Annotated in this window: 17 protein-coding genes; 3 read left to right on the top strand and 14 right to left on the bottom strand. The window is 41.8% G+C overall.

Features of this window, described 5'->3' with window-relative positions; all coding sequences use genetic code 11:
* Window positions 1-87: 87 nt before the first annotated feature.
* Genes P1X15_RS01360 through P1X15_RS01350 form a run of 3 tightly spaced genes read right to left on the bottom strand, consistent with a single transcriptional unit; the run spans window position 88 to window position 2,621 of the window.
* The gene (locus P1X15_RS01360; protein ID WP_277336340.1) at window positions 88-966 is read right to left on the bottom strand and encodes a pirin family protein; all 879 of its coding nucleotides are present in this window, start codon (window positions 964-966) and stop codon (window positions 88-90) included.
* Window positions 963-1,589 carry an alpha/beta hydrolase gene (locus P1X15_RS01355; protein ID WP_277336339.1) on the bottom strand — a complete coding sequence of 209 codons (627 nt, stop codon included), beginning with the start codon at window positions 1,587-1,589 and terminating at the stop codon, window positions 963-965. Before P1X15_RS01355 ends, P1X15_RS01360 begins: the two co-directional genes overlap by 4 nt.
* Before the next feature lie 54 nt (window positions 1,590-1,643).
* Window positions 1,644-2,621: a VOC family protein gene (locus P1X15_RS01350; protein WP_277336338.1), complete on the bottom strand. Its 978-nt coding sequence runs from the start codon at window positions 2,619-2,621 to the stop codon at window positions 1,644-1,646.
* Between the two features lie 231 nt (window positions 2,622-2,852).
* Here P1X15_RS01350 and P1X15_RS01345 point away from each other — a divergent pair, with 231 nt between their 5' ends.
* Window positions 2,853-3,806, top strand: a complete 954-nt coding sequence (locus P1X15_RS01345; protein WP_277336337.1) for a helix-turn-helix domain-containing GNAT family N-acetyltransferase — start codon at window positions 2,853-2,855, stop codon at window positions 3,804-3,806.
* 2 nt (window positions 3,807-3,808) lie between these two features.
* Here the strand turns inward: P1X15_RS01345 and P1X15_RS01340 are convergent, their stop codons facing one another.
* The 9 genes from P1X15_RS01340 to P1X15_RS01300 form a co-directional block, all read right to left on the bottom strand.
* Entirely contained in the window at window positions 3,809-4,768 is a 960-nt protein-coding gene (locus tag P1X15_RS01340) for a VOC family protein (RefSeq protein ID WP_277336336.1), read from the bottom strand.
* An 83-nt stretch (window positions 4,769-4,851) separates the two neighbouring features.
* Window positions 4,852-5,739 carry a helix-turn-helix domain-containing protein gene (locus tag P1X15_RS01335; RefSeq protein WP_277336335.1) on the bottom strand — a complete coding sequence of 296 codons (888 nt, stop codon included), beginning with the start codon at window positions 5,737-5,739 and terminating at the stop codon, window positions 4,852-4,854.
* Window positions 5,720-6,022, bottom strand: coding sequence for a Dabb family protein (locus P1X15_RS01330; protein ID WP_277336334.1), 303 nt, complete (start codon window positions 6,020-6,022; stop codon window positions 5,720-5,722). Before P1X15_RS01330 ends, P1X15_RS01335 begins: the two co-directional genes overlap by 20 nt.
* Before the next feature lie 179 nt (window positions 6,023-6,201).
* Window positions 6,202-6,450, bottom strand: coding sequence for a hypothetical protein (locus tag P1X15_RS01325; protein WP_277336333.1), 249 nt, complete (start codon window positions 6,448-6,450; stop codon window positions 6,202-6,204).
* A gap of 15 nt (window positions 6,451-6,465) precedes the next feature.
* Entirely contained in the window at window positions 6,466-6,645 is a 180-nt protein-coding gene (locus P1X15_RS01320; RefSeq protein ID WP_277336332.1) for a hypothetical protein, read from the bottom strand.
* A gap of 16 nt (window positions 6,646-6,661) precedes the next feature.
* A complete protein-coding gene (locus tag P1X15_RS01315; protein WP_277336331.1) occupies window positions 6,662-7,357 on the bottom strand; it encodes an OmpA family protein in 696 nt (231 codons plus the stop codon).
* A 33-nt stretch (window positions 7,358-7,390) separates the two neighbouring features.
* Window positions 7,391-7,858: a Dps family protein gene (locus P1X15_RS01310; protein WP_277336330.1), complete on the bottom strand. Its 468-nt coding sequence runs from the start codon at window positions 7,856-7,858 to the stop codon at window positions 7,391-7,393.
* A 63-nt stretch (window positions 7,859-7,921) separates the two neighbouring features.
* Window positions 7,922-8,092, bottom strand: a complete 171-nt coding sequence (locus tag P1X15_RS01305) for a hypothetical protein (RefSeq protein WP_277336329.1) — start codon at window positions 8,090-8,092, stop codon at window positions 7,922-7,924.
* A 52-nt stretch (window positions 8,093-8,144) separates the two neighbouring features.
* Window positions 8,145-8,297 (bottom strand): lmo0937 family membrane protein, encoded by a 153-nt coding sequence (locus tag P1X15_RS01300; protein WP_157585112.1) that lies wholly within the window; start codon window positions 8,295-8,297, stop codon window positions 8,145-8,147.
* Window positions 8,298-8,521: 224 nt separating this feature from the next.
* On the opposite strand from P1X15_RS01300, the gene P1X15_RS01295 reads away from it, so the two are divergent.
* Entirely contained in the window at window positions 8,522-9,454 is a 933-nt protein-coding gene (locus P1X15_RS01295) for a YihY/virulence factor BrkB family protein (RefSeq protein WP_277336328.1), read from the top strand.
* 26 nt (window positions 9,455-9,480) lie between these two features.
* On the top strand, window positions 9,481-10,344 hold the full coding sequence (locus tag P1X15_RS01290) for a hypothetical protein (protein ID WP_277336327.1): 864 nt from the start codon (window positions 9,481-9,483) through the stop codon (window positions 10,342-10,344).
* Between the two features lie 268 nt (window positions 10,345-10,612).
* Here P1X15_RS01290 and P1X15_RS01285 read toward each other — a convergent pair whose 3' ends face one another.
* Entirely contained in the window at window positions 10,613-12,082 is a 1,470-nt protein-coding gene (locus tag P1X15_RS01285) for a hybrid sensor histidine kinase/response regulator (RefSeq protein ID WP_277336326.1), read from the bottom strand.
* A 189-nt stretch (window positions 12,083-12,271) separates the two neighbouring features.
* The gene (locus P1X15_RS01280) at window positions 12,272-12,742 is read right to left on the bottom strand and encodes a response regulator (protein ID WP_028664539.1); all 471 of its coding nucleotides are present in this window, start codon (window positions 12,740-12,742) and stop codon (window positions 12,272-12,274) included.
* Window positions 12,743-12,771: the final 29 nt, after the last annotated feature.

The raw sequence follows: 12,771 nt of genomic DNA, 5'->3' as shown, positions 1-12,771 counted from the left end.
CCCTGCCAGCGTTTTGAACGCTGGCAGGGGTAGGTGGGGTTTAACCTCGGCTGCGTTCAAAACGCAGCCGAGGTTATGGGTTAATCATTAGTACTCCACAGGCTCTAAAAAGCCCATTTTTCCCGATTGATAATCCTGAAGCGTTTGCATGATTTCGGCTTGGGTATTCATTACAAAAGGCCCATAGCTAGCAATTGGCTCATTGATAGGCTCTCCACCCAAAATCAGCAGCCGTGTCACGCCACCTTGGGTAGCTACGCTCACCCACTCGCCTTGTTGACTCAACTTCGCAATGCGTTTGGCTTTGATACCCTTGGTATCGTTGAGGGCGATTTCTCCTTGAGCTACGTGAATAGCCACATTAAAGTTTTCGGGCAATTGCAACTCAAATTCAGAACTTCCTTCAATGATTACCTCCGCCAACAAAACAGGCGTGTAAGTCAACGCGGGGCCTTTGAGGGCGTTGAGCTCACCCGAGATAAGGCGCAGTTTGGTCTGTTCGTTGATTTGAACCACCGGAATCTGAGCTGCGGTTAGTTCTTGATAACGCGGCGCCTCCATTTTATGCGCTCTGGGCAGATTGACCCAAAGTTGCACAAAATCCAACGTTCCTCCTTTTCTTGAAAAATTGATTTCGTGTTTTTCTTCGTGCACCAAGCCCGAAGCTGCCGACATCCACTGCACATCTCCCGCGAAGATAGTTCCTTTGTTGCCGGCCGAATCTCGGTGCTGAAGGGCTCCTTCAAACACCACCGTCACTGTCTCAATACCTCGGTGGGGATGTTCATCTACGCCCTTTGGTACAGGAGATGGCTTTACTTGCATAGGGCCGTGGTGGTCGAGCATCAAGAAAGGACTAAAATCTTGGAATCGCTGAGAAGGAATCATGCTTTGTCCTACAAAACCATCGCCTACTTGCTGCGGGCGGCCTTCCCATACGTATGAAATACTTTTGAATGCTTTCATTTTTTTTGATTCAATATGTGATTGATGTGGTTGATTTCATCCTGAAAAATACTGTGGGGAGCATTAGGATAGATTTTTTCTACGGTATTGGCTCCTAAATTTTTAAAGACTTCGGTGGAGTCATTGACGCGGTGTTTGGGCACGTGCGAATCTATATCCGAGCATCCCAAGAAAATCGGCGCTCCCGCAAAATCTCCTTGATAGCGTTCGGTTTTTACACTATCGCCGATTACTCCCCCACTCAATATAAAAACCCCACCAAAGGGTTGGGCATTTTGAGCTACAAACTCAGCCGTCAAACAAGCACCTTGCGAAAACCCTAACAAATAAATTTGTTCGGATTTGAACCCTGCTTCTTTGGCCGTGTCAACCAATTGTTTCAATACCGCCAAACCCGACGAAAGACCCGGTTCATTTTGAGCTTCGGGAGCCAAAAAACTATAAGGATACCATGTATGCCCCGTAGCTTGCGGGGCAACCAAAGCAAAATCATCGACGTCTAGCTCCGCTGCCAAACTCAAAATACTCTGCGCACTTGCCCCTCGTCCATGGGTCATGATAAGTACACGCTTGGCCTCCGCCAAAGGTACACCTGCCCAAATACTATTCTTAACGTTGTGCATGATTTTTATGTTTTTTCTTCCTCTCCTCTTGAGAAGGAGAGGAAGAATAGTTGCTTAATGATTGATATTGTATTTCTGATAAACCTTTTCCAAAGAAATTGGTTGCAAGAGTTGTTCTATTTGCGCCCGATTTCTTTCTTGCCAAGGTGGAAGTTTAAGCGCTTCTCCCAATTTTGCTTTTTCTTCATCAAGCAAAAAGCCAGGAGGCGTGGTAGCCACTTCAAACAATACGCCACCGGGTTCGCGAAAATAAATAGAGTGGAAATATTGTCTATCAAGTACGTGTGTAGGCATAAAACCTGCCGAAAGCACCGCATCTCTAACTTCGAGTTGGGTATTGTCGGTGGGAGTGTCAAATGCTATATGGTGTACAGTCCCCGCGCCACTCATTCCCCAACGATTGTTGTTGTCCCAGACGATGTCTACAAATTGCCCGTTTTGAGCGCCTTTAGCAGCATATCTACGACGAGCTCCCGCTTCAACGACAAATTCATAGTTGAGCGAATTGGCCAACAATGCCTCGGTGCGCTCGTAAGTAGTTTCCCACATTTCGATATTCCAAAAGCCTCTGATCGAATATTCCAACGGAATATGCCCATAACTAAAGCCAGGACGAGTATCTACGTCGTTGGCCACAAGCTCCAATCCTAAGCCATCAGGATCTTCAAAATAAATAAATACTTCGTTGAAACGCTGTTGTGGATTTTTGTAAAGAATACCATATTGGTCAAATCTCTTCATCCAATAATCCAACGCAGCGGTAGGTATCGAAAACGACGTAGTAGCGGCTTGTCCTTTTCCATGACGACCTTTTTGGCTGCCTTTTCCGAAAGGGAAAAAAGTAAGAATACTTCCCGCATTGCCTGTTTCGTCGCCATAATAAAGGTGATATACATCAGGGGCGTCAAAATTGACTGTTTTTTTAACCAAACGTAATCCCAATAAGCCAACATAAAAATCAACGTTTTCTTGAGGGTCAGCAGCAATTGCTGTTACATGGTGAATCCCTTTTATCAAATTATTCGTTTCCATTATTTTAAAATTTAGTGGTTTATAAAAGAAGGCTTTTGTTTGCCTTGGGTTGTTTTTGTCTTTATTGACAATACAAAGGTCGTTCAATAGTAAAAGCCGTTCAAGGTAGAAAAGCAGGAATACCTTGTCAAAATCATGGCTTCTATTTTTTGATGAAATAAGGCTTGGGTATTGTTTGCAAAAAATTAAATATTTTAATTTACGTAATTACTTACGCAAATTATTACAAACATGGATTTCTATCGTACAATGGGCTATGTAGCACTTGGCAGCTATATGCGAAGGTTAGGGGAAATAAGTCAACAAGCATCTGCCCAAATCTATCAAATGTACGGAATGGATTTTGAAGTAAAATGGTTTCCGGTATTTCTAGCAATTGCCGAAAATGAATTTGAAACTGTCTCCAAAATCGCCGAATACATCGGACAATCGCACGTAGGGGTAAGCCTGATGGTCAAGGAAATGAGCAAGTCAGGGTTTGTAGAGACCCAAAAAGGCATCACTGACAAACGCGAAACACTGGTCAAGCTCACACCCAAAGGGCAGCAAATGCAGCTGCGAATGAACGAACTTTTGGAAGATTTGCAAGACACGATGACTGAAGTAAAAAACGAATGTGAAACGGACGTATTGCGGGCATTGATGGAGTACGAGCAAGTCATTTTGCGAAAAGGGCTGCCCGAACGTATCAAAGCCCGTCTCAAAACCCGTGAAAGAAACAAAGTAAAAATCATTCATCTCGACCCCACCAATGACGCACATCGCGCGGCTTTCAAGCGCATCAATTATGAATGGATTGAAAAGTACTTCAAAGTAGAACCACTCGATATGGAGTCGTTGGAAAATCCCGATACCTTTTATATCAACAAAGGCGGCTTGGTACTTTTGGCCGAATATCAAGGCAATATCGTAGGTACATCAGCGCTCAAACCCATGACAGCCGATAGCATGGAGCTATCGAAAATGGGCGTAGATAGCAATGCCAAAGGGCTAGGAATCGGCGAGTTGCTAGGACAAGCTATCATTGAGGAAGGCAAGCGCTTAGGTCTCAAAAGGCTTTATCTAGAAACAAATTCACGCCTGCTCCCCGCCCTCAATTTATACCAAAAGCTTGGCTTTAAGACGGTCAAAGATTTCAGTTCGCCTTATTCGCGGGCCGATGTGGCCATGGAATTGTGGCTCTAAAATCATCCCTGCACAATAGGAGGCAAAGCAGCCTCAATCACCGCCCGATTGTATTCTTTATCGTCGGGTAGCATGAGATGCGTTCCCAATTCCTCTACCGACTCATCCACGTCAAAGCCCGGGCCACTTGTAGCTACCTCAAAAAGCTGATGAGAAGGCAACCTGAAATAGATAGAACGGAAATATTTACGGTCTTTTACTTCGGTTACTTGCATCTTCAAATCACTGACAAGGCGATGGCGCAGAGCGAGTTGTTCTTCCTCCGAATCAATCCGAAAAGCTACGTGATGCACAGTACCAAGACCGTTTTTTCCACGCGGAGCATCGACCTCGGCGCGTAGCAGTTCGAGGAAATCTGCGTTATTGTTTTGATTGATTTTTAAGCGAATACGATTTTCTTCTTGGGCTATTTCGGTCATTTGCAGCTCTTGGGTCAAAAAGCTTCGTAATACTTCCCAGTCTTGCGAAGCCACCCACAAAGTCACATGATGAATTCCTCGAATAGCGACCTCTTTGGCGACTTCATGGGTTTCAAAAGGAATGCGCGAATCAGCATCATTAGCCACCAATTCCAACTGTAAACCAGCAGGATCGCGAAACCACAAAACGGCTTGACCGAAGCGTTGGGAGAGTTTGGTTTCAATACCCGCTTTAGAAAGACGATTTTGCCAAAACTCCAAAGCTGTAGAAGGTACCGAAAATGCCGTCGAAATAATCAGCCCCGTTCCTTCTTCACCTTGCCGTACTCCTTGGTTTTTATAGGGAAAGGTCGTAAAAATCGTACTAGGTGTTCCTTTTTTATCCCCATAATAAAAATGATATACTGCATTGTTGTCAAAATTGACCGTTTTTTTGACCAATCTTAAACCCAAAAGTTTGGTATAAAAATCATAATCTTCTTGGGCGTCGTTGACGGTAGCGGTGACGTGGTGGAGTCCTTTCAAAACGTGAGTAGCATTCATGAGAATCATATTTAAAAACAATGCAAAATTGGAATATTGAAGCGCTTGCTACAATGGAAAAACAAAGGGAGGTATTGGCAATTTTATGGTTCTACGGTTTCGCGAAACTCGGTGAAAGCTACTCCAACATTTTTCTTGAAGAACTTACTAAAATGAGCCACATCTTCATATCCCAACTGATAGGCGATTTCCTTGACCGAAAGGTTGGAATATCGCGCGAGCCTTTTGGCTTCTAACAGTACACGATTTTGAATAAAATCTTTGGCCGAAGTACCCGTTTCGGTCTTAATCACCTCATTGAGGTGATTGCTTGTGAGATTTTGCCTATCGGCATATTCATTGACCTTATGCAACTTCTGAAAAAAATGCTCGACATCATTCTTAAATTGTTTCACAATCTCAGCTTGTCGTTTGTCCCACGTTTTATAAGTCACATTTTGAAGTATCTTAAAACGCTTACACTCTAGCAAAAGCAATTTTAGCCACGCTCCCACCGCATCCCATTTTTGGGGCTTATCAGAAGTGTATTCGGCTACTATACCCTTCACATAAGGAAGCAATGACGAAAACTCTGCCGCCGTAAGCTCCAAAGGGCGAGCTTCGTCACAGTTGAAAAACAACTCCATATCATACAGCTGCGCGGGCGAAATACTATACTGCTGGAGAAAATCGGGGCGAAACAAAATCACGTGACCTTGCGGCACAGACTGCGCCAAGGTCACGTGATGAATCTGCTCAGGGGCCACAAAATAAACGGTGTTTGCCCGAAGCTCATAATCAACAAAATCGATTTGATGTACACCATCGGCAGCCTCTACCAGCATCACCATAAAATAATCGTGGCGATGAGGCAAGTCTGGTGTTTGGCTACGTTTTTCTTCAATCTCTTGCATACTTCGGTACGCAAAGGGAGCTTGAAGAAACGCCTGCCGAATAGGTATAGTCTCTTTTTCAGACATCATCCGAATCATAAACGATTACCTTTTCCCACAAATGCGCACAATCTTCCACAAACTTGTGGTGCACAGGGTGATCTTGATAAATATCTTGGGCGGCTTTGTCATCAAACAGCATCAACCATGATACCGAATACGAACGGTCGATCACGCCTCGGTGAGTATCAGCTACTTTTCCGATATGGGCAAGTTTGACGCCTTCTATCGAGGTAAGGGTCTGTAGGCCAGCGACGAGTTGGTCACGGTCGGCAGTGCTATCAGGATTTTTGAGAAAAAAGAATACGTGGTGTACAAACATAAGTTTTGGGGATTAAATACAATCTAGTGATAAAAGCCACTTTTAAGCTTTGTTTAACTGTTTTTATAAAATAAAGAGGCCTAACAAACATAGCTAGTTTTGGATAAAAATAAAAGAGTAGGATAGCAAAGCCATCCTACTCTCGACCCATTCCTAAACCCTTAACCTTATGAAAAATTCTACTGTTTTTTAGGCTTACGATTTGGCTGTAATTCATTATAGCCTCGTTTGCCATTTATATTTTTTTGTTCTGATACCCTAGCACTTTCTTTATTAGAAGTATGTGGTACATCTGATTTTTTTTCTGAATCGTCGTTGGGTTCCCCTTCAGGAACTTTCCCATGTTGAAGTACCTCATTTGAGTTTTCGGTATTTCCAGCTTTAGGCCGACTCTTAGTAGTAATTATACCGTTTTCTTGAGTACTCATAGCTATTTTCTGTTTTTAGTCATATTTAGCAGCTTCTTCTGCCTTCTTTTTTTGCTGTTCGTAGAGCTCCATATCTACATGGTCAGGAGCTTCAGCGAGGTTTTTGGCGGTCGGCTTACTTTCCTCTTTTTTTCTTACGATTTCTCCTTTTGCATTTTTTTCAAAGTCATCAGGAGTTACAATGGTATCTGGCATCAGTCTTAGTTATGGTTTATTTTTTACTAACTCTCGCTTCACGAGCTTCTTTCTTTGCTTGTTTTTTTAGAGACTCATTGGCTACAATGGCTAGCTCTACACGTTGATTTTGACGCCGCCCTTCATCAGTATTATTGGAAACCTCGGGTGTAGCACCGCCAAAGCCCTGTCTTACGATTCGCAAGGGCGATACGCCTTGAGAAGTTAGGAATTCAGCAAAAGCGGCGGCTCTTTTTTCCGACAATAATTGGTTCTGTTTGGCATCACCCACGTTGTCGGTATGAGCGGCTATCAAAATCTCGGTATTTTTATAATTATTTAGCGTTTCCGCTAGTTTTTTCAAATTTGATTGGGGTTCGGTCGAAAGTTCGGAGGTATTGTCTTTGTACAATATTCCCGAATTCATAGTGATGATAAGACCTTCCCCTACTTGCTGTATTTGCGAAATCCAGCCCAATGTTTGGCGCAAGTCGGTAGCTTGTTTTTCCATGTATTTCTGGATAATGCTCCCTGCGACTCCTCCCACCGCTGAGGCTCTAATCGCATAATCAGCCGGGTCTTTAGCCTTACTTATTTTGCGATTAGAGCTAGATGATGTACTCGGTTTCGACATCTTTGGTGTGGAAGTACAGTCAGAAAGCGTAAGTACAATCAAGATTCCCAAACCGAGACTCCAAATATTATTCAGCGATATGTATTGATATGTTTTCATGGCTGTGCCAAGGAATTCAATATATTTTGAACACTACTTTAAAAATGAACGTAGCATCCAAGCCATTTTTTCGTGTTGAGCCAGTACCCCTGTCAAAAAATCAGTTGTAACTGGGTCGTCATATTTATCACTTTGGTCGATATCTTCCCGCAAATGTTTACATAAGGTTTGATGATCTTCCAATAGACGTTTGATTTGTTGATCTTGCTGATGATGATAGGGCCCTTCTTCCAAACGTGTAGTTTCTAAGAATTCTTTCATGGTTCCTATCGCAGTATCACCTAGCTGAGTGACTCGTTCGGCAATTTCATCAATCAGATTGGTCAATAGCTCGTATTGTGACTCATAAAATTTATGAAGCTCCATAAAACTAGACCCTCTGATATTCCAATGATAATTACGCGTTTTGGTGAGGATTATGTGCTCATCGGCTAATAGCCGATGAAGCACATCTACTATTTTTTTTGTCTGAACTTGTGGTATTCCAATATCTGCTTGCATGACTGTTTACTTTAGTATATTCGATTATAATGGTGTGCTAACTCTAACTTACAAACCCATGTCTTACTTCAAACGACTGGCGTTTAGTTTTACGCGTCGATAAAACTCGTTGCGTCCTTCTGTGTTGAATCGCGAAGTATCGTGTGAGTTAGAGGTATGTGACAAGTACATCATACCTACCGAAGTTGCCAAACCAATCAGTCCTGTAATAGTCATTAACAAAAAGATTTCCATGACGTTTAGTAAGTTAGAGATGAATGATGATAGCTAATAATAACTTGTAAAACTAGACTGTTCCACGACGGATAAGACCTATCAAAAACGAAATAACAGCTAGTACCAATAAGATATGAATAAGGCCTCCGGCGCTATAGGCAAAAGCCCCAATTAACCAACCTATGATAAGGATAACGGCGATGATATACAAGAGAGAGCGCATAACTTTTAAAGATTTAGAGTTGATAAACAATTTCATTTGATGCTCTAATTCTTCAAATAGCTATGCCAGTATCTAAAGAAGGTAGAAATGGGGAAATTGCGTAGAGAAAATAACAAATAACGTAGAAAATATTCCCCAAAGTCTGCAACAATACCCTTGGAATGGTTGTTGGTGATATATATTATAATTAACTACTAATCTTGTACTTAACTCACACTTCTATCATGATTACATCTTGGAAAACATACTTTTCACTACTTAAAGAAGCTTTTCAAGAATTCACCAACGATAAAGCCCTCAAGCTGAGTGCATCACTGTCTTATTATACGTTATTTTCTCTGGCTCCCATGCTATTGGTATTTATGTCAGTTGTGGGAGTTTTTTATGGACGCGATGCCGTACAAGGGCAGCTTTATAGTCAAATTAGTTGGCTGATTGGTAGTCAGGCGGCGACACAAATACAAGAACTAATCAAAAACGCCCAGCTTTCTGGTAAAACTGGCATTGCCGCTGTTATTGGTGTGGTTACATTACTTATCGGGGCTACAGGGGTATTTGCTGAGATTCAAGATTCAATCAATCAGATTTGGTCGATTAAACCCAAGCCTAAAAGCGGTTTTTTGAAATACCTCACCAATCGCTTATTGTCGTTTTCGTTGATTATTTCATTAGGCTTTTTATTTATTGTGTCGTTGTTGCTCAATGCGCTTCTCAACTTATTCAGCGAAAAGATAATGGCCTTGTTTTCGGAAGCTACTATTTATCTTTTTTGGATTCTTAACATAGCCGTCATATGGGGTGTGATGACGGTTTTATTTGCGGTCATATTTAGTGTTTTGCCCGACGGGAAAGTGGCCTGGAAAGACACCTTCATTGGTGCCGGCGTGACAGCCATTTTATTTATGATTGGCAAATACGCCATTGGGCTTTACTTGGGTCAGTCCAATATCGGCAATGCTTATGGTGCCGCTGGTTCTGTCGTAATTATTTTATTGTGGGTTTATTATTCGTCAGTGATTTTGTACTTCGGTGCTGAGTTTACCAAGGTCTACGCCAACAGCCTCGGCTCAGGCATTAAGCCCGGCTCGTATGCCGTACGTATTCTGAAAGAAGAAGTAACACTCCCTGCCAAAGCACACATGCCTCATACTTCTTAGTCTTAACATAAACTTATATATACATCATGAAAACTATTTGGAGTAAATCAACCGTCAAAATCCTCCAAGTCCTCAATTGGGTTTTCTTTGGAGTGATGATATTCGTTAATTATTTGGCCAACGCCCTGCCTCTCAATGGAAAAACAACCGGAGAAGTTTCGGATCAATACACCAACCTCTTCGTACCCGCTCCTATTACATTTTCCATTTGGGGAGTGATTTATCTTTTATTGCTTGTGTTTTGTATTAAGCAGAGCAAATCTCTTTTTAGTAGTACCGTAGACGACGCCACTGGAGATACAGTATCTACGGTAGGTGCGGGTTTTATGATTACCTCTATCCTCAACGCCCTGTGGATTCTTTCATGGCATTATGGATACATTCAGTTTTCGGTGGTGGTGATGTTGCTGTTATTGGCCCAATTGGTACATATCAATCTAAAAGTAAAACAAATTGCTCCTTTTTTAGCTAGTGGCTCACGTTTTACGGTCAAAGCGGCTTTTGGCACTTATCTAGGGTGGATTTGTATCGCAACGATTGCTAACATAACCGCTCTTCTCGTAAATAGTGGCTGGAATGGCTGGGGCAATACCGAAACCTTCTGGGCATGTACCATGATTTTTGTAGGAGCGCTGATTACTACATGGGCTTTGTTTAAAACCCAAAATGCCTATTTAGGTTTGTCCGTAATTTGGGCTTTCTGTGGTATTTTGATTGCCCGTATCAATGCTGATGTGTATTACCGTTTTATTGCGTGGTCGGCAGTGTTTGGAGCATTATTGCTTACGGCTATGGTCATCATTGAGTTTACACGTTCTCTCTTTAGAAGCAATTCTTCTAAAAGAGTAGTTATTACTTCCACCCATGAACAAGTAATCGTTCAAGAATAGTAATAATATTTCCCCTACTTTCCTTCCTTTTAGATATGAAAACGAATGCCTTATTTGGATTTGCGTTGGTAGCCCACTATCTAATGTATGGTAGCTACCAACCTCCTAAAGCTTCTCCCAAGGATAGCCTATCAAAAAAGACTACTGCTGTTTTTACAACATCTTTCATCATAAAAAATAAAAGGGCGAATGCCGCCCCTTTAATTTTTTTAAATAACTCAAATAAGGAGGTGTTTGTGTTTGTAAGTCCTTTGCCTCCTACAAAGATTTAATTACTAATAACTAAATTTTCAGGTAGCTTTTCTCCCAGAGGAAAAGTGACCGTAAAAGTAGTGCCTTGCCCTAACTCCGACTCCACTTCTACCGATGCTTTGTGAGATTGAAGAATCGTAAATGTAGAAGCAAGTCCCAAGCCTAAGCCGTTGTTTTTGGAAGTAAAATAAGGCTCAAACAGGCGATTCAAGTTTTCAGGACTGATACCCGTCCCATTGTCTTTGATTTCGACAAAGCACGATTGACCAGCTACATGCGTAGCTATGGTGAGTAGGCCTACGTTTTCTTCCATTGCTTCTACGGCATTGATAATGAGATTGAGAAAGGCGATTTTGATTTTGGGTTCGTCAAGCTGCAAGAAGCAATCTTCCCCATATTCTTTTATAAGGGTTATTTTTTTGAGGTTGATTCTATCAATGGCTTCATTGAGCGTCAGATCTAGTATATCTTGAATAGATACCTGCTTGAGGATTGTTTCTTGGGGCTTGAAAGAATTTAGTAATTCAGTAATAAGAGCATTGATACGCTTTCCGTTGCGACGAATAATATCCCCAAAAAGACGTTGGTCTTCGGTCGTAAATTCAGACTCTAGCTGATCGAGTGATAAGTGAATATTGGTAAGTGGATTGCGTACCTCATGCGCTAAAGTACGTATCAAGCGCGCTGTCGAAGCAGATTTTTCGGCCAATAGTCGGTCTCTTTCAACTTTTTTGCGAGCTGTGATATTTTGAATAACCAGCAAATAATACAACTTCCCTTCGCTGTCGTTTTGTTTACTAGCATGGAGAGAGCATAGCACACGTTCCCCACTTTTTCGGACGAGCCATACTTCAAAATTTTCCAGAATTCCCTTTTCTTCTAATGTATGAACATATTCATCGTGCTGAGTAGAGATAGCACATAAGTGGCGCATTGAAAGTTGTAATATTTCGTTTTCTTCATAACCAAGAAGGTCAAGCGCGGCATCGTTGAAATAAAATATAGAGCCCCCTTTGGGCCATTTGAGCAGTACAGCGTCTTTCAGTTGAGAAAAAATACCCCGAAGACGCGTTTCACTCTCTCGCAAGCGCCGCAGTACTTCCGCTCGCTCAAGAGCATATCTGATACAACGCTCTAGCTTTTCGGAGTCAAGCTCACTCTTTACCAAGTAGTCCATCGCCCCAAGTCGCATGGCTTCTAGGTCTACTTGCTGGTCTCCCTTGCCTGTCAGTAAGACAATAGGACAGCTCACTCCATTTTGAAGAGCAGATTTAAGCAAATCCAGCCCCGTTTTGGCTCCTAATAAAAAATCAAAAAAACAGAGGTCAAACTTTGACTGCGCTAGCTGCTCTACTCCTTTGCTAAAAGAACTAGCCCAAGTAATATCAAATTTTTTTGAACGAATATCTTTTAGATAATCTGAGGTTAAGAAAAAATCATCCTCATCATCATCTACAATGAGAAGCTTAATGATATCTTTCGACATTAGGTAATTTGAAAGTTTGAGAATGTAACAGTTTGAAAATATGATAATTCAGTAATTCGGAAATATAATAATTGGCCAATAGGCACTCATTCTTGAAGGCACTGATATTCCACAACTTAGCACTTATCACAGCGAAGTCGTATGATGGTTACATTATCGAACTCCCAACTCACCCTATCTTTTGTCGCATCAATCTTGAGAATTGGGTAGCTTGACGATATCGAACCAATAATGCCCCAAGGTGCGGGTAACTTCAATAAAACTTGAAAAAGTGACAGGTTTTGTAATAAAACAATTCACCCCCAAATCATAGGTTTGTAACACATCTTTTTCGGTTTTTGAAGTAGTAAGTACTACTACTGGAATGGTCTTGAGCGTAGGGTCTGATTTGATTTCCTTCAACGCCTCACGACCGTCCATTTTGGGCATATTCAAATCCAATAAGATAATACCTGGGCGCGGGCTATCGGCAGGGTTAGCGTATTTGGCGCGCCGTTTGAGATAATCCATCAGCTCTACACCATCATTCACAAACCGAATATCATTCAGTAAATGGTTTTCTTCAAAGGCTTCTTTGGTAAACATCCGATCATCTTCATCGTCGTCAGCGACTAATATCAAAACACTTTCCTTGGTTTGCTTACTGTCTGTACTGTTCATAAGATGCATTAGGTTAGGGTAGAACTAAA

The sequence above is a fragment of the Runella sp. MFBS21 genome (assembly GCF_029433105.1).
GTDB lineage: Bacteria > Bacteroidota > Bacteroidia > Cytophagales > Spirosomataceae > Runella.
The sequence above is the reverse complement of the archived record's forward strand: the minus strand, read 5'-3'. Positions and strand labels throughout refer to the sequence as shown.

Coding starts and splice junctions, on each gene's coding strand:
- P1X15_RS01280 (WP_028664539.1), bottom strand. CDS start 12,742: ATGAACAGTACAGACAGTAAGCAAACCAAGGAAAGTGTTTTGATATTA.
- P1X15_RS01345 (WP_277336337.1), top strand. CDS start 2,853: ATGGATTTCTATCGTACAATGGGCTATGTAGCACTTGGCAGCTATATG.
- P1X15_RS01310 (WP_277336330.1), bottom strand. CDS start 7,858: ATGCAAGCAGATATTGGAATACCACAAGTTCAGACAAAAAAAATAGTA.
- P1X15_RS01350 (WP_277336338.1), bottom strand. CDS start 2,621: ATGGAAACGAATAATTTGATAAAAGGGATTCACCATGTAACAGCAATT.
- P1X15_RS01325 (WP_277336333.1), bottom strand. CDS start 6,450: ATGAGTACTCAAGAAAACGGTATAATTACTACTAAGAGTCGGCCTAAA.
- P1X15_RS01320 (WP_277336332.1), bottom strand. CDS start 6,645: ATGCCAGATACCATTGTAACTCCTGATGACTTTGAAAAAAATGCAAAA.
- P1X15_RS01295 (WP_277336328.1), top strand. CDS start 8,522: ATGATTACATCTTGGAAAACATACTTTTCACTACTTAAAGAAGCTTTT.
- P1X15_RS01335 (WP_277336335.1), bottom strand. CDS start 5,739: ATGATTCGGATGATGTCTGAAAAAGAGACTATACCTATTCGGCAGGCG.
- P1X15_RS01340 (WP_277336336.1), bottom strand. CDS start 4,768: ATGAATGCTACTCACGTTTTGAAAGGACTCCACCACGTCACCGCTACC.
- P1X15_RS01315 (WP_277336331.1), bottom strand. CDS start 7,357: ATGAAAACATATCAATACATATCGCTGAATAATATTTGGAGTCTCGGT.
- P1X15_RS01300 (WP_157585112.1), bottom strand. CDS start 8,297: ATGCGCTCTCTCTTGTATATCATCGCCGTTATCCTTATCATAGGTTGG.
- P1X15_RS01285 (WP_277336326.1), bottom strand. CDS start 12,082: ATGTCGAAAGATATCATTAAGCTTCTCATTGTAGATGATGATGAGGAT.
- P1X15_RS01355 (WP_277336339.1), bottom strand. CDS start 1,589: ATGCACAACGTTAAGAATAGTATTTGGGCAGGTGTACCTTTGGCGGAG.
- P1X15_RS01360 (WP_277336340.1), bottom strand. CDS start 966: ATGAAAGCATTCAAAAGTATTTCATACGTATGGGAAGGCCGCCCGCAG.
- P1X15_RS01290 (WP_277336327.1), top strand. CDS start 9,481: ATGAAAACTATTTGGAGTAAATCAACCGTCAAAATCCTCCAAGTCCTC.
- P1X15_RS01330 (WP_277336334.1), bottom strand. CDS start 6,022: ATGTTTGTACACCACGTATTCTTTTTTCTCAAAAATCCTGATAGCACT.
- P1X15_RS01305 (WP_277336329.1), bottom strand. CDS start 8,092: ATGGAAATCTTTTTGTTAATGACTATTACAGGACTGATTGGTTTGGCA.